Raw genomic sequence first — 22,162 nt, 5'->3', positions numbered from 1 at the left:
GTTTTAGGAGTATGTTTATTCATTTTGAAATTATAGGACTGAATAAACCTTATAGGCTAGGTTTGTGCAACAAAGCCACTTGAAACTCATCCTTTGATTGGGAAATCTGGCATTGATCATGCCAGACTTTTCCCTTAATTGTGCTTTATAAAAAATCCCGCTTTTTAAGCGGGATTTTTTAATATAGAGGTTTTTAAAAGATGAATCGAAAGAATCTGGAAAATACTAGATTGTCTGCTGATTTACCCGCTTTGATAATTCTTCGGCACTTTCCATCCGTTCAGAATATCGATCGGTGAGATAAGCAGACTGACCGCGGGTGAGTAGAGTGAACTTGTAGAGTTCCTCCATCACATCCACAATGCGGTTGTAGTAAGGTGATGGTTTCATGCGACCATCTTCTTCAAATTCAAGGAAAGCTTTCGGTACAGAAGACTGATTTGGAATCGTGATCATCCGCATCCAGCGTCCTAAAACACGCAACTGATTCACTGCATTAAAGGATTGCGAACCACCACAAACCTGCATCACGGCCAGCGTCTTGCCTTGAGTCGCACGAATTGCACCGGCTGCCAGAGGAATCCAGTCAATTTGGGCTTTTAGAATCGAACTCATCGAACCATGACGTTCCGGTGAACACCAGACCATGCCTTCTGACCAGGCCAAAAGTTCATGCAGTTCTTTTACCTTAAGGTGGCTCGTATCTGCATCCTCAGGTAAGGGTAATCCTTTGGGATGGAAGATTCTGACTTCGGCGCCAAAATATTCCAGTATCCGGCCCGCTTCCTGAACAGCGAGCCGGCTGTAGGACCGTTCACGGTTTGAACCATACAGCAGCAAAATCCGGGGTGGATGATCCAGTGCTTTGGCCTGAACTTTGTCCAGCGTCGGTGTTCCTAGCAGATTCAAATTGATATTCGGGAGATCCATCGGGTTATGCCTCTTTAAACACTTTTTTTCTTAGCCATAATGAAACGCTGACCAGCGCAATCAGAACCGGAACTTCAACCAGAGGGCCAATCACGGTGGTAAATGCCACAGGGGACGCGAGACCGAAAGTGGCAATCGCAACTGCCAGAGCCAGTTCAAAATTATTACCGGCAGCGGTAAAAGAAATAGCCGCAGTTTTAGGATAATCATTGCCCATCCACTTGCTCATAAAGAAGCTGATAAAGAACATCACAATGAAATAAATGGTCAGGGGAATAGCAATTCTGAGTACATCCAGTGGCAGGCTGACCACATCACCGCCTTTAAGGCTAAACATGGCAACAATGGTAAATAGCAAAGCCAGCAGGCTGAGCGGACTGATTTTTGGAATAAACTGCGTCTGATACCATTCCAGACCTTTTTGCTTAACCAGAATCAAACGTGTCAAAAAGCCCAGCAAAAATGGAATCCCCAGATAAACCAGAACCGCGTGGGTAATCGTCCAGAAGCTAACATCAATCACCTGTGCTTCAACACCAAAATAAGGCGGCAAGAAGGTCAAAAACAGCCAGGCATAGCTACTGAAAAACAGGATCTGGAAAATACTATTAAATGCCACCAGTCCGGCCACATACTGGTTGTCGCCACAAGCCAGACCATTCCAGACCAGCACCATGGCAATACAACGCGCCAAGCCGATCAGGATGACACCCGTCATATACTCAGGATAGGATTGCAGAAAAATCAGCGCCAATGCAAACATCAGACAGGGCGCAATTAGCCAGTTCTGAACCAGAGACAGGGTAAGCGTGCGTTTATCCTTAAATACCTGCGGCAAAGTGGCATAGTTCACTTTGGCAAGCGGTGGATACATCATGACAATCAGACCGATGGCAATCGGAATATTGACCGAATCAATACTCATCCGGTCTAAAGTAATCGAAGCCTGAGGAAAGAAAACCCCAATCCAGATCCCCAGCAGCATGGCGATAAAAATCCAGATGGTCAGATTCTTATCTAAAAATGACATTTTTGAAGTAGACATGATATTGGACTCAGGATAATTCGCAGGATGCTGAAATGGTAGATTTTAACTTTTGAATTTCCGGATCTTGTGCGATGACTTTTAACACTTCATTTGCCCAGACCGGCAAATCAGGATTTAAACGGTAATAAACCCATTGCCCTTGGCGTTGATCCAGCAAAACGCCCAGATTTCTCAATAAGGCCAGATGACGGGAAATTTTGGGCTGGCTCAGATTTAATTGCTCTGTGAATTCACAGACACAGACATTCTGTTTGGCCATGACCAGCTTTAAAATATCTAAACGCGTTGAATCGGCAAGACATTTGAAAAAATCGGTCTGATGCATCGCGATATCCTGATATATTTACTATTGCGAATATACGGATATCCATATATAAAAGCAATATTGTTTATGCACTGAGAAAAGTCATGTCGCAAAAGATCAAGATTTATCATAATCCTGAATGTGGAACTTCCCGAAATACCTTGGCCCTGATCCGCAATACCGGTGAGGAACCCGAGGTGATTGAATATCTGGAAACACCGCCGACCAAAGAAGAACTGATTCAGTTAATTCAGGATGCGGGTCTGTCGGTACGTGAAGCGATTCGTAAAAATGTGAAGCCCTATGAAGAACTTGACCTGGAAAGCAGCCATTGGACAGATCAACAACTGATTGATTTTATGCTGCAACATCCGGTTTTGATCAATCGTCCATTTGTGGTGACTGAACTTGGTGTGAGATTGTGCCGACCATCAGAAGTTGTTTTAGATATTCTTTCTGCTCCGCAGCGTGCTGCGTTTAGCAAAGAAGACGGGGAAATAATTATTGATGAAGCAGGGAAACGGTTGAAATAAATTCCAGAATTTAAGCAGATCAATCAGATCATAAAAAAGCCACCGCGAGGGTGGCTTTTTTTAAAAAGTTAAAATGACAGATATCGTGTCATTTTAAGCGTCAAACGATACATAAGTTGTCATTCGCGTGATAATTAAATCAATGTCTTAGTTCTTCTAACGAACCATAATGACATTATACTGCGACTCAACCGATGTCATTATGAGTTTAAGAAGACTCAACCAGTGTTATTTTTGATAAATAATTTTTTAGACTCAAGATCCAAACCAAGGTAGAAAATTATTGATCTGTTATAAAAAAACGTTCAACAGATAACCAGGCTGATTGAGCAAATTCATTTCTATATTTGGACGGTTTCTCGGAAATTTTTTCTAGTAGCCATAGTTTTGCATAATTTTCAGCGGGACCTAGTATTAATGAAACGATTAGGTTTAACTGTAATTTCTTGAGTTTTTCCATTGAATATACAGACTTTAAATGCTGAAAAATTGCTTTATTCCTTGTCTTATTCTTTTCAGTCAATTCATCCTCATATGTACTCGTAGAAACATAATATCGGGCAGTAATTTGAAATCTCGCAAGTTCTACATTTTGTTCTATCCAATCAAGATAGCTATGGACAATTGCAAAAATGAATTCTTTTATATTATTGATATTTTTAAAATATTTTTCTCTTTCAATCGCCTGATCATCTAATGCTAAAAAATATAAATTGGCGATAATTCCTTCTTTTGTACCGAAATGATAATAAATCGCTCCAACACTGGTATCAGAATTTTCCCTGATTTGCTCAATGGTCGTGGCTTCAACACCATTTTGATTAAAAAGCTGTAATGCTGTTATTAAGATTTCTTTTTTTAATTGTTTTCGTCTTCCAGCGTAGTGCTTTTCAAAAATAGCAATGGTATTCATTTCAGACACAGAATTTGAAGAAAACAGAATCTTAAATGAATTATCAGTCACTTGACAATTAGTTAAAACAGAATAAAACTCAAAAACAGAACATAATTCTAATTTAAAAAATTGATGATAAAAAAAGAGGATGTGTCATGAGCACACTGAATATATGGGAAAAACTGTCATCTAAACCTGGCGGGAAATGGGCATTTTCGAAAGCGTTATGTCTTAAAGCACCTTACTTTGCAAGTATCAGTCCAAAATTTGAGGAATTGCGACCTGAGTTTTGTAAAGTCAGTATTTCAAAATCTAGAAAAGTCACAAACCATTTAGGCACCGTACATGCCATTGCAATGTGCAATATGGCCGAGCTCTCAGGCGGTACGATGACCGAAGTGACAGTACCGTCTACGTATCGCTGGATTCCGAAGGATATGACGGTTGAATATCTGAAAAAGGCGACAACAGGATTGGTCGCAACGGCCACACCTGCAACAACAATGGATTTAACCAAACCGAGTGAATATAAGGTCAATATTGAAGTCAAAGATCAGCTTGATGAAATTGTCTTTAAAGCAACCATTACCATGTGGATATCGGCGAAAAAGGCGTGATTTAGCTTTTTAATTCATGATCTATCAAAATAATAACTTGGAGTTTTAAGAAGATGACATCTCAAACTAGAATGCTGATTACAGGTTTTTTATCTGCAATACTTTATGGTATTTTGACGTATTATATTAACTATAGTGCTGATAATGTTTGGCTTTCTGCATTTACACAAGCTGTAAATAGTTTTATCGGCGGCTATTTGGTTGCGGGTTTAGTTGAATTTACTTACAGAGTCGTTCCTGCGCCCTATAAATTTATTGTTTCGGCATTTGTTCCCTATGGTTCACTGATGATCCTCTATGCTTTCATTCATCATTATATTGGGACTAAACATGTTTTTTATACGATTCTACCGAACATATTAATTGGTTTTCCATATTTTTTCTTATATATTAATAAGTTGTATAAAAATAGTAGCACTGTTGCCAATATTCCACAAGGATAATAGATCTCATTTTTAAAGAGGTAATGATATACAGATAAAAATAAAAGTAGAAATCCCAAACGATTCTCTTTTAGTTGTTAGAAGGTCATATAGCCGCTGATAAATGAGAATTCTTAATGAATTAAGAATTCTCATTTTTGATACGTATAACGTCATCTCTTTTAAACAGCCTAATTTTTGAATTAGTCTTACCAAGATAATAAGGGTGAATTAAACCTTATTTTTGTAGGTTCGTTATATGTGAATGTCTCATTCCCAGTAACTTACTAGCTTCACTACCTGTCATATAGACTTCCTTCAATTTAAGTACTTTACTGAGTTCCTCTCATGGAATGAGCTTCTAATAAATAAGGTCATCTACTGTCTGGGGAGTAGAGATAATTTCTTTTTTATATAGGCTATCTTGATTTCATTCCTAATTTTTTGGCGTTTATCTTTTGACATCTAAATATTCTCTTGCCTAATTTCTACTGGGTTGTGTATGTATTTCAGTCTTTTGAGCGCTTTATATCTATATATAATTTAAAGCTTTTATTGGTAGTTATTGTTTCTGTTGAAATGAAAAAACCGCCAGTATTGGCGGTTTTTTCAATGACAAACTATGAGTCGTAAATGACAACTTATGTGTCGCGTGATGTTTTTATGAATTACCAGCTTAACGCACCGCCAGTTTGGTAATCTGTTACGCGCGTCTCGAAGAAATTCTTCTCTTTACGCAAGTCCATCATTTCTGACATCCACTGGAACGGGTTATTCACACCAGCGAACTGTTCAGGCAAGCCTAACTGCGCTAGACGACGGTTAGCAATGAACTTCAGGTATTCTTCCATCATGCCAGCATTCATGCCAAGTACACCGCGTGGCATGGTATCACGTGCATATTCGATTTCCAGCATCGTACCTTCAAGAATCATCTGAATGATTTCTTCCTGGAATTCAGTCGTCCATAGACCTGGGTTTTCGATCTTGATCTGGTTGATCATATCGATACCGAAGTTCAGGTGCATTGACTCATCACGCAGGATGTACTGGAACTGCTCGGCAACACCATTCATCTTGTTACGACGGCCCATCGACAGGATCTGGCTGAAACCGCAGTAGAAGAAGATCCCTTCAAGTACACAGTAGAACGCGATCAGGTTGCGAAGCAGGATCTGGTCGTTTTCAGGGGTACCAGTTTTGAAAGTAGGATCACTTAAAGACTGAGTATATTTCAGGCCCCATGCCGCTTTACGTGCCACTGACGGTACTTCGCGGTACATGTTGAAGACTTCGCCTTCATCCATGCCTAACGACTCGATACAGTACTGGTAAGCGTGTGTGTGAATCGCTTCTTCAAACGCTTGACGCAAGATGTACTGACGGCATTCAGGGTTAGTAATATGACGGTAAATCGCTAGTACCAGATTGTTTGCAACCAGTGAATCGGCAGTCGAGAAGAAACCGAGTGAACGCATCACGATGGTACGTTCATCTTCAGTCAAGCCATTTTCAGACTTCCACAGCGCGATGTCGTGGTTCATGTTGACTTCTTGCGGCATCCAGTGGTTTGCACATCCGTCCAGATACTTCTGCCAAGCCCATTCGTATTTGAATGGAACAAGCTGGTTCAAGTCTGCACGACAGTTGATCATTGCCTTGTCGTCAACCTGTACACGTTGCGCACCCATTTCAAGCTCTTCAAGGCCTGGAGCAACATCAAGCTGATCTAGGGAAGCAGATGCTCTTGCCAGCGAATCGGTTGGATTTGATCCTCGGTTTTGAGTGGCTCTAAGGGGTTGTGCAGCTGCCACATCCGGCGATGCGTTGCCTGCATCAGATACCATCTGTGAATTAGTCGCTTTTTGCGGCTCGACGGGCGCAGGCTGCTGTTCAGGTGCAGCCGGTTTTTGCGAATCATCTTCGAAATCGTCCCAACTTAGGATAGACATGGGATTCTCCTTAATTAAAAATCAGGTGAACCCCAGTGAAATAGAATAAAGATTATAAACCTGTCTCTATTTCAAAACCATTTAATGCGAACATTAAATGGTTTTGGGGTTCTTCTAAGCTACTAATTTATCAATATCACTTCTATTTAATTCAAAGACCTCTAATTTGTCTTTTTCATCAATAAAAGGTAATAAACCCTTCCGTATAGCTTCGGCTGACTCCAATGAAGACACAATCAATACAGATTTTTGATGCTGTATAACTTCATAATTTTTTCTTATAAAACTAAGAAGTTGTTGGTAGTGTCGACTTGATTTAAGCCTCAAATCATACGTAATACAATAAATACTCATAGGTAAAATCCTCATCATTAGTGTTCATCAAATAAGTAAATTGGGTGTTGCAAAAAAAACATTATCTGTACCTTCAATAAGTTACTGGTTTGTTTGCAATTTACTGTTGACGAGAGAACTAAGTTGAGGGATTATTCCCTTACTTTCTTAGCGGAAAGTACTCTCAATCAACAGCAAATTGCCTGTTTATTTGAGTCAAATGAGGGGGATATTGCAGTATCCCCAACATTTTTCTCAAATCTTTTCTAAATCTCCAATTACTTTCTATCTTTCGTAATCTTCAATCTAGATTTGATTTTGTATTGCTACATAATCAAAAGAAGTAATTCGTCTAAAGAAAATTACTTATTTTGCTTACGCTGCTGGCGAACTTTGTACCAGAAATAAGCAATCGGTGCGTAAAAGGTAATACCAAAGGAAATCAGCAATGCCGCAAGTCCTAACATGTAGTTGTGGGTCATATGTGGCATTGAGGTTTCCTTTGTTATTTTTAAATTCTTTTAAATCCTCCCCAAACCCCTCCTTTAATAAAGGAGGGGCTTCCATCTACCTATTTTGATTTCTGGAAGTCCCCCTTTGTAAAAGGGGGATTTAGGGGGATTCTAGAAACTTGCCAATTACTGACAAGCTTCACAATCAGGATTGTCAATTGAACATGCCATTGGCACTGGAGCCGCTTGAGCAAAACCTTCTTCCTCTGCAGGAGCTTCAGGTTTTTGCGCTTCAACGACAGGAGCTGCTGCTACAACAGGAGCCGCAACAGTTGCAGGTTTAACTGCGTTCAATGCGCCAGTGTTGATTGTTGATTTCTCAGCAGACGTTGCACCCAATGCACGAAGGTAATAAGTCGTCTTAAGACCACGTAACCAAGCCATCTTGTAAGTGATGTCCAGTTTCTTACCGTTTGCACCAGCGATGTAAAGGTTAAGAGACTGCGCTTGGTCGATCCATTTTTGACGACGTGATGCAGCATCCACGATCCAGCGAGTTTCAACTTCAAACGCAGTCGCGAAGATGGCTTTAAGCTCTTCAGGAATACGGGAAATCTTTTGCACAGAACCTTCGAAGTGTTTCAGGTCGTTGACCATTACCGCATCCCAAAGACCACGTTCTTTCAACGCACGTACCAGGTACGGGTTAATCACGGTGAATTCACCAGACAGGTTTGATTTCACATACAGGTTCTGGAAGGTTGGCTCAATAGATTGAGACACGCCACAAATGTTTGAAATCGTAGCAGTCGGAGCAATTGCCATCACATTCGAGTTACGCATACCGTCTTTTTGAACTTTGGCACGTAAAGTGTCCCAGTCCAGACGTTGAGTGCGGTCGACTTCGAACATGCGTTCAGGACGAGTTTTCGCAACCAGATCAAGCGAGTCGATTGGCAGGATACCTTGATCCCACAATGAACCCTTGAATGTTTCGTATGTACCACGTTCAACAGCCAAATCGCTTGAGGTTGAAATCGCGTAGTACGAAATCACTTCCATCGATTCATCAGCAAACTCAACCGCAGCATCAGAACCATAAGCCAGGTTCATTTCGTATAACGCATCCTGGAAGCCCATGATACCCATACCGACTGGACGGTGTTTCAGGTTCGAGTTGCGCGCTTGTGGAACAGCGTAGTAGTTGATGTCGATCACGTTGTCGAGCATACGAACCGCAGTTTTTACTGTACGCGCCAGTTTTTCGCGATCTAACACACCACCTTGAACGTGTTGTACCAGGTTGATTGAACCCAGGTTACATACCGCGATTTCTTCTTTGCTGGTGTTCAGCGTGATTTCTGTACACAGGTTAGAAGAGTGCACCACACCTACGTGTTGTTGTGGTGAACGCAGGTTACATACGTCTTTGAATGTGATCCAAGGATGACCAGTTTCAAACAACATAGACAGCATTTTGCGCCACAAATCTTTTGCACGGATTTTCTTGTGCAACATGTTTGTTTCTTTGGCAATCGCTTCGTAGTGTGCATAACGCTCAGCGAATTCAGCACCAGTCAAATCATGCAGATCAGGCGTTTCAGAAGGCGTGAATAAAGTCCATTCCGCATCTTCGAATACACGTTGCATGAACAGGTCAGGAACCCAGTTCGCAGTGTTCATGTCATGGGTACGACGACGGTCATCACCGGTGTTCTTACGCAGTTCAAGGAATTCTTCGATGTCCAGGTGCCAGGTTTCCAGGTATGCACATACTGCACCTTTACGCTTGCCACCCTGGTTAACCGCAACAGCTGTATCGTTCGCTACTTTCAGGAACGGAACAACACCTTGAGACTTGCCGTTAGTACCTTTGATGTATGAGTTCAAGGCACGAACTGGTGTCCAGTCATTACCTAAACCGCCTGCCCATTTAGACAGCATTGCGTTATCACGCATCGCGCCATAAATGTCATACAGATCATCATCAATCGTGGTCAAATAACAGCTAGACAATTGTGGACGTAACGTACCTGAGTTAAACAGGGTAGGCGTCGAAGCCATGTAGTCGAAGCTAGACAACAGGTTATAGAATTCGATTGCACGTTCTTCACGGTTTTCTTCATTGAGCGACAAGCCCATAGAAACACGCATAAAGAACAATTGCGGAAGTTCGAAACGTACGCCATCTGAATGGATGAAGTAACGGTCAAATAAGGTTTGCAGACCTAAGTAGGTGAACTGGTTTGAACGTTCCGGTTGAATCGCTGCAGCCAGTTTGGCCAAGTCAAAGTTCAGCAATTCTGGAGAAAGCAGCTCAAGCTCGATCCCTTTTTTCAGGAAAGTTTCAAGCGCATCGCCTTCATTGGTGTCTGTCGGAAGACCCAAAAACTCTAAACCGGTGGCTACCAGGTCATCACGCAACAGACGTGCAGTCACGTAAGTATAGTTAGGTTCCTGTTCGATCCGGGTACGGGTCGCCATCATCATGGTGGTAGAGATATCAGACTCTTTTACACCGTTGTAGAGATTTTTCACGGTCTCATCGATGATCGCCTGAACATCAATCCCTTCCAGACCTTGAGCAGCTTTTTCTACAGTCGCAGTCAACTCGCTGAGATCTAAAGGTTTTAATTTTCCTTCAGCATCAGTGATTTGTAGCGTCGGGTGATGATTTGCACCTAACTGTTTACGCGCTTCAGAACGTTGTTCACGGTAAATAACATATGAGCGTGCAACTTTCTGTTCGCCCGTACGCATTAGCGCAAGTTCAACTTGGTCTTGAATTTCTTCAATATGAATCGTTCCGCCAGAAGGTAAACGACGTTTAAAGGTATTTAATACCATTTCCGTCAGTTGCTCGATACGATCATGAATTCGGCTCGAGTCAGCGCTTTGTTGGCCTTCAACCGCCAAAAATGCTTTACCAATTGCGACAGAAATTTTTTCTGCATCAAAAGCGGCAACATCACCGGTGCGTTTAATCACCTGAAGTTGACCAGGAGTTGAAGTGATTACGCTCATGTTAGCATAGCTCCGTTGTCATCTATTTTTATGTTTATGGACCGTTTGAACCGGGCAAAATTCGTGCCACAGTATTTGAGGAATAAACACAAGACCTAGTGGTTTTAAAATTAATTGAACACAAGATACGGGAAAATTTAGGGTAGATCAATATTGACATTCAGCTAAAAATTTTTCTTTAGTTGTGCTTTAATCATTGCAAAAATATCGCTATTTTTATTGATTTTTGTATAAGCCTTATCAGGCAAGGCATAGCATAACAAAGTCCAAAGAAAGTGCTTATAGATAACATTGTGGATAACTAAAAAGCGCTCAATCAAGCAGTCATATTTTGTTCATGTAATAGTTGTGTAAGTCCCAATTCAGATCTAAGCCCCTGTTTCAAGCACAACTGCCCAAAAAATGCACGATAAAATATTACAAAATGCTATCTTGATGTATCAGTTTGGTGAACGCTATCTTGTTTACAATGTAAACGTGTGTATATTGCAAGCATATTAAAAACGTATCTATTGGATTTCAAAAGGATACGCCTATAGCGTAGATCCACCATATAAGGGGCAATACATGAGCCAAGAAGAAAAGTTACCCAAGATTTTAATTGTTGAAGATGACGAGCGTCTTGCCCGTTTAACGCAAGAATACCTCATCCGTAACGGACTTGAGGTGGGGGTAGAGCCGGATGGTAATCGTGCCATTCGTCGGATTATTGCTGAACAGCCAGATATGGTGGTGCTGGATGTGATGTTGCCAGGTGCGGATGGCTTGACCATTTGCCGTGAAGTACGTCCACATTATCATCAACCGATTTTGATGTTGACAGCACGTACTGAAGATATGGATCAGGTTCTGGGCCTGGAGATGGGTGCAGATGACTACGTTGCTAAACCGGTTCAGCCGCGTGTATTGCTGGCGCGTATCCGCGCATTGCTGCGTCGTACAGACAAGGTGCCTGAAGATGAAGTGGCACAGCGTATCGAATTTGATGATCTGGTGATCGACAATGGCGGGCGTTCGGTAACCCTAAATGGCGATCTGGTTGATTTTACCAGCGCAGAATATGACCTGTTGTGGTTGCTCGCATCGAATGCAGGTCGTATCCTTTCCCGCGAAGATATTTTCGAACGTTTACGCGGTATTGAATATGACGGTCAAGACCGTTCAATCGATGTACGTATTTCGCGTATCCGTCCAAAAATTGGTGACGATCCAGAAAATCCGAAGCGTATTAAAACAGTACGTAGTAAAGGTTATCTTTTCGTTAAAGAGACTAATGGACTTTAAGCAAATGAGGTTTTTTGCTTGAACAAGCAGGATAAATTATAGGTGTTTAAACACAGTATATTTTTGCGTATCTATGCAGGACTCGTCATCCTTGTCGTCTTGGTGGCGGTGTTCGGCTATTTGTTGGTACAGATTATCAACTATCAGCGTGCGCAAGAATATCGCGAATCCCTGACTGATGGCATGGCATATATCATCAGTGAGGGAGTTGCACGTCAGCCAAATCTCCAGCAGAAGATGGATTGGATTTCTGATGCCTCCGATCTGCTGGAATTGCCCATTCATTATGTAGATGCCAGCAAGGTAGATATTACCCGTGCTGAAGCGAGACGTATTGCTGATCGAAAGGCTGTAGTGCGCTGGGATGCCGAGTCCGGTATCGCTTATATTGTGGTGGGACTGCGTGATGATCCAGATCATTACCTTTATATAAAGGCTGACAACATCACTGAACGCCAGATGAAGGCCTTGGCGGTCTTTATTCTGGATTATCTGGTTTATTATCCGGGTCAGGAAAAAGAATACCTAGCCCGTATCCAGGATTATTTCTCCTATCCGGTTTCCATTGAAAATGTCCAATCTCTGCCTTTGGACTCCGAGCAGATCGGACGTTTGCGTCTGGATCACAGTATTATTTTATATCGCGATAATGCTTCTATTCGTGGTACGACCATTTCAATTATTTCGCCAATTCCAGGTTCGACCTCTCAGGTCTTGGTCATGGGGCCAGTACCGTTATTTAACTGGATGCCATTCCAGTTGGCGACCGGTATTACCTTATTAAGCCTGTTTGTACTGAGTTTGGGTGTTTATGGCCTTCTGGTTCCGATGCAGCGTAAGCTGCGTGAAGTGAGCTATGCCTTAAACAAGATGAAGACCGGTAATATGTCATTGCGTCTTCCGGTGGATGGTAGTGATGAGATGTCTACACTGGCTTCCAGTTATAACAATATGTCAGACCATATCCAGCGCTTGATCGAAGCACAGCGGGAGTTGATGCGTGCGGTTTCGCATGAATTGCGTACACCGGTGGCACGGATCCGTTTTGGTGTGGAAATGATGGCAGATGAAGATGACTACGAGTATCGTCTGCAACAGGTTGAGCAGATTGATAAGGATATTGAAGCGCTGAATACCTTGATTGATGAGATCATGACCTATGCCAAACTGGAACAGGGTATGCCATCGATTGAGTTTGAACAGATTGATCTGTATGACGTGCTGAATCAGGTGATGGTGGAAACCCAAGCACTGAAAACCCATAAAATTATTGAATTACACCCAATGCCTGTGGCTGTAGTAGTCGAGGCGGAGCGTCGTTATCTGCATCGCGTGATTCAGAATCTGGTGGGGAATGCCATCCGTTATTGTGATAATAAGGTATTAATCAGCGGTGGTCTGGATCAGGACGGCCAGGCCTATGTGTGTGTGGAAGATGACGGTCCCGGAATTCCGGAAGTAGATCGTGCCCGTATTTTTGAAGCCTTCGCCCGTTTGGATGATAGTCGCACCCGTGCTTCAGGTGGTTATGGCTTGGGTCTATCCATTGTCAGCCGGATTGCCTACTGGTTTGGTGGTTCCATTCAGGTGGATCAAAGTCCAACCTTGGGCGGTGCACGTTTTATCATGACCTGGCCGGCACAGCGTTATGTGAAAAAGAATAAACGCAAGTTGCTGGAAAAAAAGACTGAGGAAAGCAGTGATCATTCAGTTTAATACGATGTAAATAATATCTTGCCCATAAAAAACGATGCTGATGCATCGTTTTTTATGGGTAGTAATTTACTCTTGGATGGTGGCATCTGGCTCAATGAGTGGCTTTCCATCTCTTAAGCTTTGTAATGCTTCAGGGTTGCAATCGATCAGCAGTTGGGCATTTTTCACATCGACGTTATAGTGCTGAATCAATTTCTGGTCGCCTGATAGGGTTTCGACTTTATATTCATCAGCGATATTCATAATTCCATCCAGATTGACGCTGACAGACGCAAAATCATCCTGAAATAGTGCATTAATCTCATTTAATTCAAAAACAAGCTGGCTGGTGTTTTGGTTTTTCTGGACGTAATTTTGGATATGTCGAACGATTAATTGAGCATATAAAAAATAATTTGGTTTATGGGCATAATGCAGAGACATGCAGGGACTCCTTTATTGTTACTTTATAAAGTCATAATGGGAACTAAGAAATACAAATAACATATTCTGAATCAGTCTGTTGAGTGTGTTGCAAAAAGACACAAATGCTTGTTTAACATTACGCTAGAGCAGATGAACGTTAAATAGATGTTAAACCTGCATATTCAGCTGAAGAGCCTGTAAGAGAATTAAAGCTTGGTCGGGATTTTGGAATCCTGTAATAAGTTTTAATCAGATTGGACTTGGATTTGATTGATAAAAGGACTATATCTAAACAAATGGCTAGGAGTGCTGCAAATCGGAATGCGAGTGGCTTTGCATCTCCTTTTATAGAAAAATAAATAAAAATTTAGAATTTTATTCAATAAAACGATAAAAGCGGGTTCTGGGTGATGAAAGTGAAATTAAATGCTGAAATGCTTAAAAAATCATCCCAAAGACTAAGGCTTATAAACTAGCAAGTGAAATCATAAATCAGGTACAATTGGCGGGATTAATTTTGTGTATGGTGTATTTGAAGGCCAATACATACATTCTTTGTTAATAAATAGGCCTGCCAGGAGTTATCCCCGCATGAGTGCTATTACTCCATACGAATGGGCAATTATTGCCTTCGTGATCGGCGTTACATTTTTATGCGTCTTTATGCTGACTGTCCCGTTACTCCTTGGGGGTAAATCATGGGGCCGTGCCAAGCAGGAGCAGTTTGAGTCAGGTGTAGTTAGTGCAGGTGGAGCTCGTATCCGCTTGTCTGCAAAATTCTATTTAGTTGCAATATTCTTCGTAGTGTTTGATTTGGAAGCACTTTATCTATATGCATGGGCAGTTTCTGTTCGTGAAGTGGGTTGGATTGGTTTTGCAACTGCAGCTATCTTTATTTTAGTTTTACTTGTTGGTTTGATTTACGAATTATCGACAGGCGCTCTCAATTGGGCACCTTCAGACAGACGTAAGGCAGCAGGAATTAAAGCTAAGATTGGTTCGCCAAATATGGATATTGCAGAAATTACGCGTTTCAACTCGGTTGAAGAATTGGTGATGGATCCTACGGGTCAAATCCCGGCTCAATCATCTGGTTTTGTGAAAAAGTCACAAGCTCAATTATCTGATAAGGAGTAATACGGGATGAAATATACATTAACCCGTGCGAATCCGAATGCTGATCAATATCCACTTCAGGAACGCATTGTTGTAGAAGATCCGTTGCTAGAAGAAGAAGTGAATAAAAATGTATTCATGACTCGCTTAGAGGATGTAGTACATACAGCAGTCAACTGGGGGCGTAAAAACTCAGTTTGGCCATTTAACTTTGGTACATCTTGCTGCTACGTAGAGTATGCGACGACTTTGACAGGCGTACATGACCTGTCACGTTTCGGTGCAGAGGTTATTCGTGCTTCACCGCGTCAGGCCGACTTGATGATCGTTGCCGGTACCTGCTTCGTAAAAATGGCACCAGTAATTCAACGTTTGTATGAACAAATGCTTGAACCGAAATGGGTTATTTCTATGGGTGCATGTGCCAACTCGGGTGGTATGTACGACATCTATTCGGTTGTACAAGGTGTGGATAAAATCATCCCTGTGGATGTGTATGTTCCAGGCTGCCCACCACGTCCTGAAGCTTTAATTCAGGCATTGATGCTGTTGCAAGACCAGATTCAACTAGAGCGACGTCCGCTTTCTGCGGTAATCGGTGATGATCTTAAGCCAGTGTATAAGCCAAAGATGATGCCGGAACGTGACCGTAAGAAAGACCAGCGTGTTGCTGTGAAAAACTTACGCTCTATGGATGAAATTAAATAATTTAAACGACAGGTTTTTTTGTTGTGCACCCGCTATGGGTGTAGTTGTCGTTTAGGTTGACTGAATTTGTATTAAATAGGAAGCCAAGCCAATGGCTGAAACTGACATTGCTATGCCAGAATCAACGCCTGTTGATTCACGCCCAGCATTTGCGATCATTGAAGAGCTCAAAACCAAATTTGGTGAGAACTTCTTTGTGCAAACGACTTTCGAGGATTTTCCGACAGTCTGGGTTGAGCGCGCACGTGTACAAGAAGTTTTAATGTTCTTGCGTACAGTGTCACGTCCTTACGTGATGTTGTTCGACCTGTCAGCGGTAGATGAGCGTCTGCGTACGCACCGCGACGGTTTACCTGCGTCTGACTTCACCGTGTTCTATCACCTGTTGTCGCTCGAGCGTAATACTGACATTCGTATTAAAGTTGCCTTAGCAGAAAGCGATTTGAATCTTCCAACGGCAACCAATATCTGGCCAAATGCCAACTGGTACGAACGTGAAGCTTACGATATGTTCGGGATCAATTTCGAAGGGCATCCAATGCTCCGTCGTATCTTGTTGCCAACCTATTGGGAAGGTCATCCGCTACGTAAAGAATATTCTGCGCGTGCGACCGAATATACGCCGTATCTGCAAGATAAAGCCAAACAGGACTACGAACAGGAACATCTTCGTTTCGTTCCTGAAGATTGGGGTATGAAGCGCGGCAATGCTGACGAAGACTTCATGTTCCTGAACCTGGGTCCGAACCATCCATCTGCGCATGGTGCTTTCCGTGTGATCTTGCAGCTGGACGGTGAAGAAGTTAAAGACTGTGTGCCTGACATCGGTTATCACCACCGTGGTGTGGAAAAGATGGCTGAACGTCAAACCTGGCATTCATTCATTCCGTATACAGACCGTGTCGACTACCTCGGTGGCTGTGCACAGAACATGCCTTATGTGATGGGCGTGGAACAAATGGCGGGTATTACTGTACCTGACCGTGCCCAGTGTATCCGTGTCATGTTGTCGGAGTTGTTCCGTATCAATAACCACTTGCTGTTTATTGGTACCGCGATTCAGGATGCCGGCGGTATGACGCCAGTGTTCTACATGTTCGCCGACCGTCAGAAAGTCTACGATATCGTAGAAGCGATTACGGGTTATCGTATGCACCCGGCATGGTTCCGTATTGGCGGTACTGCCCACGACCTGCCAAATGGTTGGGACAAGCTGGTTCGAGATTTACTTGACTGGATGCCAAAACGTATGAATGAATACTACAAGGCTGCTTTACGCAACTCGGTATTTATGGGGCGTACCCAGGGTGTGGCGCAATACGATGCGAAATCGGCATTGGCTTGGGGTGTAACGGGTACAGGTCTGCGTGCTACAGGTATTGATTTCGACGTTCGTAAATACCGTCCATATAGCGGTTATGAAAACTACGACTTCGACGTGCCTTTAGAGTACGAAGGCGATGCATATGCACGTGTTATGGTGCATTTCCGTGAAATCGAAGAATCACTAAAAATTGTCAAGCAATGCTTAGACAACATGCCGTCTGGTGCGTATAAAGCAGACCATCCACTGGCTGTTCCACCACCAAAAGACAAGACATTACAAGATATTGAAACCTTGATTACGCACTTCCTGAGCGTGTCTTGGGGTCCTGTAATGCCGGCAGGTGAAGCATCTGTGATGGCAGAAGTGGTAAAAGGCGCGTCGAACTACTACTTGACTTCAGACAAGTCAACCATGAGTTACCGTACCCGTATCCGTACACCAACCTTCACGCATTTACAGCAAATGCCTTCTGTGATTAACGGCAGCCTAATGTCTGACTTAATCATTTATTTAGCGACCATTGACGTCGTAATGGCTGACGTGGATCGCTAAGGGGTAAACGCATTATGATGATTTTGACTGATAAAAAGCCACGTGTGAACGTTGAAGGAATTTTGACTGCGGACGAAATTCACGATATCGAACATTACATGGGGCACTATCCATACCCACGTGCGGCATGTCTGGACGCGCTAAAGTGTGTACAACGCCGTAATGGCTGGGTAGATGATGCGCAAATGAATGCCATCGCGCAAATGCTGAGCATGAGCGTTGCAGATCTGGAAGGTGTGGCAACCTTCTATAACCGTATTTACCGTCAGCCGGTCGGTCGTCACGTAATTTTGTTATGTGATTCGATTGCGTGCTTCTTGATGGGTGCGGAAACTTTGGCAGAAGCATTCCAGCGCGAATTAGGCATTCAGTTTGGTCAAACGACTGCAGATGGTCGTTTCACTTTGTTGCCAATTTGTTGTCTGGGCAACTGTGACAAAGGTCCAACCTTAATGATTGATGAAGACACGCACGGTCTGGTTGAAGTGACTTCGGTGAAACAGCTGTTGGAGAAGTATGTATGAATACTGAACCAAAACCAATTTATGGTGACGGTAACCCGGAAACTCATCCGCTTACCTGGCGTTTAAGCAAGCAGGCCAACGTTCGTAATGCTGATGATTACGAAGCGCTGGAAGGTTATGCAGGCTTTAAAAAAGCCCTGTCTATGTCGCCTAAAGATGTATTGGAAGTGGTTAAGGCAGCGACTGTAAAAGGTCGTGGTGGTGCAGGCTTCCCGGCAGGCATCAAATGGTCATTGATGGCGCCAAATGACAACTCGGGTCCACGTTACCTGATTTGTAATGCCGATGAGATGGAACCAGGTACCTTCAAAGACCGTTTGCTGATGGAAGATCTTCCTCATCAATTGATCGAAGGTATGCTGATTGCAGGCTATACGCTGGAAGCGACCCATGGTTATATCTTTATCCGTGGCGAGTACATCGAAGCTGCAAAATACTTAAATGAAGCACTTGAGCAAGTTCGTGCCAAAGGCTACTTAGGGGACAACATCCTCGGTACTGGCTGGAACTTCGAGTTGCATGTGCATACCGGTGCGGGCCGTTATATCTGTGGTGAAGAAACTGCATTGATTAACTCGCTTGAGGGCCGCCGTGCCAACCCGCGTACTAAACCGCCATTTCCACAGGTTGCAGGTGCTTGGGGTCGTCCTACGATTGTCAACAACGTAGAGACCTACAATAACTTGCCAGCTATTATGCTGCGCGGTCCTGAATGGTATATCAACCTGTCTGCGGGTAAGTCGAAAGATCCGGGCACCAAGATTTATGGTGCATCAGGTAAGGTGAAATTCCCGGGTTTATGGGAACTGCCATTTGGTACAACAGCGCGTGAAGTGATTGAAGAACACGCTGGTGGTATGCGCGACGGTTTGAAACTGAAAGCATGGTTACCAGGCGGTGCATCAACTGACTTCTTGGCTGCCGAGCATATTGATCTTCCTATGGATGCGGAAAGCATCATGAAAGCAGGTTCACGTTTAGGTACCTGTCTGCTCATGGTGGTTGATGAAACCCAGTGTATGGTTTCAGCGACACGTAACCTCGAAGAATTCTTTGCACGTGAATCATGTGGTTTCTGTACACCTTGTCGTGATGGCTTGCCTTGGGCTGTGAAAGCACTAAAAGCACTCGAAGATGGCACAGGTAAGAAAGAAGATATCGATCACTTACAAGAACTGACTCGTAAGCTTTGGATTGGTAAAACTTTCTGTGCGCATGCTCCTGGTGCAATGGAGCCGCTTATGGGTGCACTCAAACATTTCCGTGGTGAATTTGAAGCGAAGGTCATCAATGCCGCCGCTCAAGTTAGCTCCGTAGAACAAGCTTAAGGAATTCGACTATGGCTACAATTCATGTCGATGGCAAATCGTATGAAGTCAACGGCTCGGAAAACTTGCTACAAGCATGTTTGAGTCTTGGCATTGATATCCCATACTTTTGTTGGCATCCATCCTTAGGTTCTGTCGGCTCTTGCCGTCAATGTGCCGTGACCCAGTACGCGAATCCAGAAGATACGCGTGGTCGTTTGGTCATGTCATGTATGACACCTGCAGCAGACAATACCTACATCTCGATTGAAGACAAAGAAGCCAAGGATTTCCGCGCTTCGATTGTTGAATTCTTGATGACCAACCACCCGCACGACTGTCCCGTCTGTGAAGAGGGTGGTCACTGTCATTTACAAGATATGACTGTAATGACACAGCATGACCGTCGTCGCTACCGTTTCACCAAACGTACCCATTACAACCAGGAACTTGGTTCGTTTATTGCGCACGAGATGAACCGTTGTATTGCATGCTACCGTTGTGTGCGTTACTACAAAGACTACGCAGGTGGTACCGACTTTGGCGTGTATGCCAACGCATCACGCGTGTACTTCGGTCGTCCAGAATCAGGCACCTTAGAGTCTGAATTCTCGGGTAACCTGACTGAAGTGTGTCCGACTGGTGTATTCACAGATAAGACTCACTCTGAACGCTACAACCGTAAGTGGGACATGCAGTATGCACCAAGCGTATGCCAGGGCTGTTCTTCAGGCTGTAACATCTCTCCGGGTGAACGTTATGGCGAACTTCGTCGTGTAGAAAACCGTTTTAACGGTGAAGTGAACCAATACTTCCTATGCGACAAAGGCCGTTTCGGTACTGGTTATGTGAACCGTGCAGACCGTCCACGTCAGCCACAATTCCGTAATGGTGCTACTGTTGAAACTGTTTCAGTTGATGCAGCACTCGATACGGTTATTGCAAATATCCAAGGCAAAAAAGTACTGGGTATTGGTTCGCCGCGAGCGTCTCTTGAATCGAACTACGCACTTCTTGAGCTGGTTGGTCAAGATCGCTTCTCAACCGGTCTGTCTCAAAAAGAGCACAACCTGGTTGAACTGGCTGCTTCTATCATGCAAACCGAGGGTGTATACAACCCTAACATGCGTGAAATTGAGAGCTATGATGCGGTACTGATTCTGGGTGAAGACCTGACTCAAACTGCACCTCGTATGGCTTTATCTGTTCGCCAGGCTGCGAAAAATAAAGGCAAAGAGATGGCAGCAGAGCGCCGTACCCAAGAATGGTTAGCTGAACCGGTACAACGTATTGCGCAAGATGCCAAATCTCCGATTTACATTCTGGCTGCGACTCAAACCCGTTTGTCTGATGTTGCTGAAGGGGAAGTGGTTGCGTCTCCAAACGACATCGCGCGTTTAGGTTTTGCGATTGCGGCAGGCGTGAAAGGTGAGAGCATTCTTGGTTTAGACGATGACGCGAAAGCATTTGCACAAACGATTGCAGACACTTTAAAAGCTGCCAAGAAACCACTGATCATTTCGGGTACAAGCCTGCAAGATCCTGCCATTATGGAAGCTGCGGCACAAGTTGCACAGAATCTGGGTAATGCCGGTTTGACCTTGACGGTTCCTGAAGTGAACTCGATGGGTATGGCAATCTTTGGTGGTCAAAGCCTGGAGCAAGCATTTGCACAAGATTACGATACTGTCATCGTAGTTGAAAATGACCTTTACCGTCGTCTTCCTGCTGCACAGGTCGATGCTGCACTTGCAGGTAAAGAAGTGATCGTACTGGATCACTCTGAAACTGAAACAGTGAAAAAAGCCGACATTGTGCTTTCTGCTGCAAGCTTCGCGGAAGGTGATGGTACGGTTGTATCGCAAGAAGGCCGTGCACAACGTTTCTACCAAGTGTATGACCCAAGCTACTACAATCCTGAGCTGGCGATTAAAGAATCTTGGCGCTGGTTACACGCTCTGGAAACAGGCGTGAAAGGCAAAGCGATTTCTTGGACTTTGCTGGATGACGTGATCGAGTCAGTGGCAAAAAACATTCCAGCGCTGGAAGGCATTCTGGATGTTGCACCTGATGCGGGCTTCCGTGTACATGGTCTGAAAGTGGCACGTGAACCACGTCGTTACTCAGGCCGTACTTCGATGCGTGCGCCATTGTCTGTCCATGAGCCGAAACAGCCAACCGATATCGATTCTGCATTAACATTCTCTATGGAAGGTTATGTGGGTAATGAAACACCATCTCCACTGATTCCATTTGCCTGGTCTGCAGGCTGGAACTCTCCACAAGCTTGGAACAAGTACCAGAATGAAGTGGGTGGTCACTTGAAAGGTGGTGATTCAGGTGTTCGTCTATTCGACCGTTTACCAAAACGTCCAGCGCGCAGTTTTGTTGCACCGGCACCTGTTTTGGTGAATGCTGAGAGCTTCCGTTTGGTACCAATGCACCATATCTTTGGTTCAGGTGAATTCACAGTAAAAACACCAGCGATGGAAACCCGTATTCCTGAACCGGTATTTGCAGTAGGTGAACAGGATGCTGCTCGCTTGAATGTTCAAGATGGTCAGCGGATTACAGTTAAAGCAGGTGAAACGTCGATTGTTCTTCCTGTACAAGTAATCGAATACTTACCAACAGGTTATATTGGTTACCCAATCGGTCTTGCACCGACGGTATCTCTTGCAGAGCCTGTTTCAGTCGCGGTAGGAGCGTAATT

At 43.7% G+C, this 22,162-nt stretch carries 20 protein-coding genes and 1 pseudogene; 11 read left to right on the top strand and 10 right to left on the bottom strand.

From position 1 onward, the window contains the following. Positions 1 to 225 precede the first annotated feature (225 nt). The 3 genes from arsH to VXP95_RS08945 are packed head-to-tail and all read right to left on the bottom strand — an operon-like array spanning position 226 to position 2,303. The gene (arsH, locus tag VXP95_RS08955) at positions 226 to 930 is read right to left on the bottom strand and encodes an arsenical resistance protein ArsH (protein WP_416711868.1); all 705 of its coding nucleotides are present in this window, start codon (positions 928 to 930) and stop codon (positions 226 to 228) included. Positions 931 to 934: 4 nt separating this feature from the next. Beyond that, positions 935 to 1,975: an ACR3 family arsenite efflux transporter gene (gene arsB / locus VXP95_RS08950; protein ID WP_144724034.1), complete on the bottom strand. Its 1,041-nt coding sequence runs from the start codon at positions 1,973 to 1,975 to the stop codon at positions 935 to 937. A 10-nt stretch (positions 1,976 to 1,985) separates the two neighbouring features. After that, a complete protein-coding gene (locus VXP95_RS08945) occupies positions 1,986 to 2,303 on the bottom strand; it encodes a metalloregulator ArsR/SmtB family transcription factor (protein WP_144724033.1) in 318 nt (105 codons plus the stop codon). Between the two features lie 83 nt (positions 2,304 to 2,386). Here VXP95_RS08945 and arsC point away from each other — a divergent pair, with 83 nt between their 5' ends. Beyond that, positions 2,387 to 2,815, top strand: coding sequence for an arsenate reductase (glutaredoxin) (gene arsC / locus VXP95_RS08940; protein ID WP_416681286.1), 429 nt, complete (start codon positions 2,387 to 2,389; stop codon positions 2,813 to 2,815). A gap of 280 nt (positions 2,816 to 3,095) precedes the next feature. Here the strand turns inward: arsC and VXP95_RS08935 are convergent, their stop codons facing one another. After that, entirely contained in the window at positions 3,096 to 3,728 is a 633-nt protein-coding gene (locus VXP95_RS08935) for a TetR/AcrR family transcriptional regulator (protein WP_334135698.1), read from the bottom strand. 137 nt (positions 3,729 to 3,865) lie between these two features. Here VXP95_RS08935 and VXP95_RS08930 point away from each other — a divergent pair, with 137 nt between their 5' ends. Then, the gene (locus tag VXP95_RS08930; protein ID WP_334135700.1) at positions 3,866 to 4,327 is read left to right on the top strand and encodes a hotdog fold domain-containing protein; all 462 of its coding nucleotides are present in this window, start codon (positions 3,866 to 3,868) and stop codon (positions 4,325 to 4,327) included. 53 nt (positions 4,328 to 4,380) lie between these two features. Further along, entirely contained in the window at positions 4,381 to 4,770 is a 390-nt protein-coding gene (locus VXP95_RS08925; protein ID WP_334135702.1) for a hypothetical protein, read from the top strand. A gap of 121 nt (positions 4,771 to 4,891) precedes the next feature. Here VXP95_RS08925 and VXP95_RS08920 read toward each other — a convergent pair. From VXP95_RS08920 to VXP95_RS08900, 5 genes and pseudogenes are all read right to left on the bottom strand, one after another. Beyond that, positions 4,892 to 5,092, bottom strand: a pseudogene (locus tag VXP95_RS08920) (hypothetical protein); the annotation flags it as partial. A gap of 325 nt (positions 5,093 to 5,417) precedes the next feature. Continuing rightward, positions 5,418 to 6,701: a ribonucleotide-diphosphate reductase subunit beta gene (locus VXP95_RS08915; protein WP_064096468.1), complete on the bottom strand. Its 1,284-nt coding sequence runs from the start codon at positions 6,699 to 6,701 to the stop codon at positions 5,418 to 5,420. Positions 6,702 to 6,815: 114 nt separating this feature from the next. Continuing rightward, positions 6,816 to 7,055 carry a hypothetical protein gene (locus tag VXP95_RS08910; RefSeq protein ID WP_416711867.1) on the bottom strand — a complete coding sequence of 80 codons (240 nt, stop codon included), beginning with the start codon at positions 7,053 to 7,055 and terminating at the stop codon, positions 6,816 to 6,818. A gap of 341 nt (positions 7,056 to 7,396) precedes the next feature. Then, positions 7,397 to 7,525 (bottom strand): hypothetical protein, encoded by a 129-nt coding sequence (locus VXP95_RS08905; protein WP_416711866.1) that lies wholly within the window; start codon positions 7,523 to 7,525, stop codon positions 7,397 to 7,399. Between the two features lie 147 nt (positions 7,526 to 7,672). Beyond that, positions 7,673 to 10,510 carry a ribonucleoside-diphosphate reductase subunit alpha gene (locus tag VXP95_RS08900; protein WP_416711865.1) on the bottom strand — a complete coding sequence of 946 codons (2,838 nt, stop codon included), beginning with the start codon at positions 10,508 to 10,510 and terminating at the stop codon, positions 7,673 to 7,675. A 567-nt stretch (positions 10,511 to 11,077) separates the two neighbouring features. Here VXP95_RS08900 and bfmR point away from each other — a divergent pair. Both bfmR and bfmS read left to right on the top strand, forming a co-directional pair. Further along, entirely contained in the window at positions 11,078 to 11,794 is a 717-nt protein-coding gene (gene bfmR / locus VXP95_RS08895; protein ID WP_004280782.1) for a response regulator transcription factor BfmR, read from the top strand. Positions 11,795 to 11,836: 42 nt separating this feature from the next. After that, positions 11,837 to 13,510: a sensor histidine kinase BfmS gene (gene bfmS, locus VXP95_RS08890; RefSeq protein ID WP_064096466.1), complete on the top strand. Its 1,674-nt coding sequence runs from the start codon at positions 11,837 to 11,839 to the stop codon at positions 13,508 to 13,510. 66 nt (positions 13,511 to 13,576) lie between these two features. Here the strand turns inward: bfmS and VXP95_RS08885 are convergent, their stop codons facing one another. Further along, on the bottom strand, positions 13,577 to 13,933 hold the full coding sequence (locus VXP95_RS08885) for a hypothetical protein (protein WP_064096465.1): 357 nt from the start codon (positions 13,931 to 13,933) through the stop codon (positions 13,577 to 13,579). 573 nt (positions 13,934 to 14,506) lie between these two features. Here VXP95_RS08885 and VXP95_RS08880 point away from each other — a divergent pair. The 6 genes from VXP95_RS08880 to nuoG all read left to right on the top strand — a co-directional run bounded on the left by VXP95_RS08880 (position 14,507) and on the right by nuoG (position 22,160). After that, on the top strand, positions 14,507 to 15,052 hold the full coding sequence (locus VXP95_RS08880; protein ID WP_191730570.1) for an NADH-quinone oxidoreductase subunit A: 546 nt from the start codon (positions 14,507 to 14,509) through the stop codon (positions 15,050 to 15,052). Positions 15,053 to 15,058: 6 nt separating this feature from the next. Next, positions 15,059 to 15,739 (top strand): NuoB/complex I 20 kDa subunit family protein, encoded by a 681-nt coding sequence (locus VXP95_RS08875; protein ID WP_064096463.1) that lies wholly within the window; start codon positions 15,059 to 15,061, stop codon positions 15,737 to 15,739. Between the two features lie 91 nt (positions 15,740 to 15,830). Then, positions 15,831 to 17,618: an NADH-quinone oxidoreductase subunit C/D gene (gene nuoC / locus VXP95_RS08870; protein ID WP_416706050.1), complete on the top strand. Its 1,788-nt coding sequence runs from the start codon at positions 15,831 to 15,833 to the stop codon at positions 17,616 to 17,618. 14 nt (positions 17,619 to 17,632) lie between these two features. Next, complete coding sequence (gene nuoE / locus VXP95_RS08865; protein ID WP_416711864.1) at positions 17,633 to 18,142, top strand: NADH-quinone oxidoreductase subunit NuoE; 510 nt, start codon at positions 17,633 to 17,635, stop codon at positions 18,140 to 18,142. Then, positions 18,139 to 19,470 (top strand): NADH-quinone oxidoreductase subunit NuoF, encoded by a 1,332-nt coding sequence (gene nuoF, locus VXP95_RS08860; RefSeq protein WP_064096461.1) that lies wholly within the window; start codon positions 18,139 to 18,141, stop codon positions 19,468 to 19,470. The genes nuoE and nuoF overlap by 4 nt, the downstream gene beginning before the upstream one ends. An 11-nt stretch (positions 19,471 to 19,481) precedes the next feature. Next, complete coding sequence (gene nuoG / locus VXP95_RS08855) at positions 19,482 to 22,160, top strand: NADH-quinone oxidoreductase subunit NuoG (RefSeq protein WP_064096460.1); 2,679 nt, start codon at positions 19,482 to 19,484, stop codon at positions 22,158 to 22,160. Positions 22,161 to 22,162 lie beyond the last annotated feature (2 nt).

Origin of the sequence: Acinetobacter sp. 226 (assembly GCF_048147925.1) — a bacterium.
Lineage (GTDB): Bacteria > Pseudomonadota > Gammaproteobacteria > Pseudomonadales > Moraxellaceae > Acinetobacter > Acinetobacter pecorum.
The sequence above is the reverse complement of the archived record's forward strand: the minus strand, read 5'-3'. Positions and strand labels throughout refer to the sequence as shown.

Coding starts and splice junctions, on each gene's coding strand:
- VXP95_RS08875 (WP_064096463.1), top strand. CDS start 15,059: ATGAAATATACATTAACCCGTGCGAATCCGAATGCTGATCAATATCCA.
- VXP95_RS08900 (WP_416711865.1), bottom strand. CDS start 10,510: ATGAGCGTAATCACTTCAACTCCTGGTCAACTTCAGGTGATTAAACGC.
- arsC (WP_416681286.1), top strand. CDS start 2,387: ATGTCGCAAAAGATCAAGATTTATCATAATCCTGAATGTGGAACTTCC.
- bfmR (WP_004280782.1), top strand. CDS start 11,078: ATGAGCCAAGAAGAAAAGTTACCCAAGATTTTAATTGTTGAAGATGAC.
- VXP95_RS08880 (WP_191730570.1), top strand. CDS start 14,507: ATGAGTGCTATTACTCCATACGAATGGGCAATTATTGCCTTCGTGATC.
- VXP95_RS08905 (WP_416711866.1), bottom strand. CDS start 7,525: ATGCCACATATGACCCACAACTACATGTTAGGACTTGCGGCATTGCTG.
- VXP95_RS08925 (WP_334135702.1), top strand. CDS start 4,381: ATGACATCTCAAACTAGAATGCTGATTACAGGTTTTTTATCTGCAATA.
- nuoC (WP_416706050.1), top strand. CDS start 15,831: ATGGCTGAAACTGACATTGCTATGCCAGAATCAACGCCTGTTGATTCA.
- VXP95_RS08945 (WP_144724033.1), bottom strand. CDS start 2,303: ATGCATCAGACCGATTTTTTCAAATGTCTTGCCGATTCAACGCGTTTA.
- nuoE (WP_416711864.1), top strand. CDS start 17,633: ATGATGATTTTGACTGATAAAAAGCCACGTGTGAACGTTGAAGGAATT.
- VXP95_RS08915 (WP_064096468.1), bottom strand. CDS start 6,701: ATGTCTATCCTAAGTTGGGACGATTTCGAAGATGATTCGCAAAAACCG.
- arsB (WP_144724034.1), bottom strand. CDS start 1,975: ATGTCTACTTCAAAAATGTCATTTTTAGATAAGAATCTGACCATCTGG.
- VXP95_RS08930 (WP_334135700.1), top strand. CDS start 3,866: ATGAGCACACTGAATATATGGGAAAAACTGTCATCTAAACCTGGCGGG.
- VXP95_RS08935 (WP_334135698.1), bottom strand. CDS start 3,728: ATGAATACCATTGCTATTTTTGAAAAGCACTACGCTGGAAGACGAAAA.
- VXP95_RS08885 (WP_064096465.1), bottom strand. CDS start 13,933: ATGTCTCTGCATTATGCCCATAAACCAAATTATTTTTTATATGCTCAA.
- nuoG (WP_064096460.1), top strand. CDS start 19,482: ATGGCTACAATTCATGTCGATGGCAAATCGTATGAAGTCAACGGCTCG.
- arsH (WP_416711868.1), bottom strand. CDS start 930: ATGGATCTCCCGAATATCAATTTGAATCTGCTAGGAACACCGACGCTG.
- nuoF (WP_064096461.1), top strand. CDS start 18,139: ATGAATACTGAACCAAAACCAATTTATGGTGACGGTAACCCGGAAACT.
- VXP95_RS08910 (WP_416711867.1), bottom strand. CDS start 7,055: ATGAGTATTTATTGTATTACGTATGATTTGAGGCTTAAATCAAGTCGA.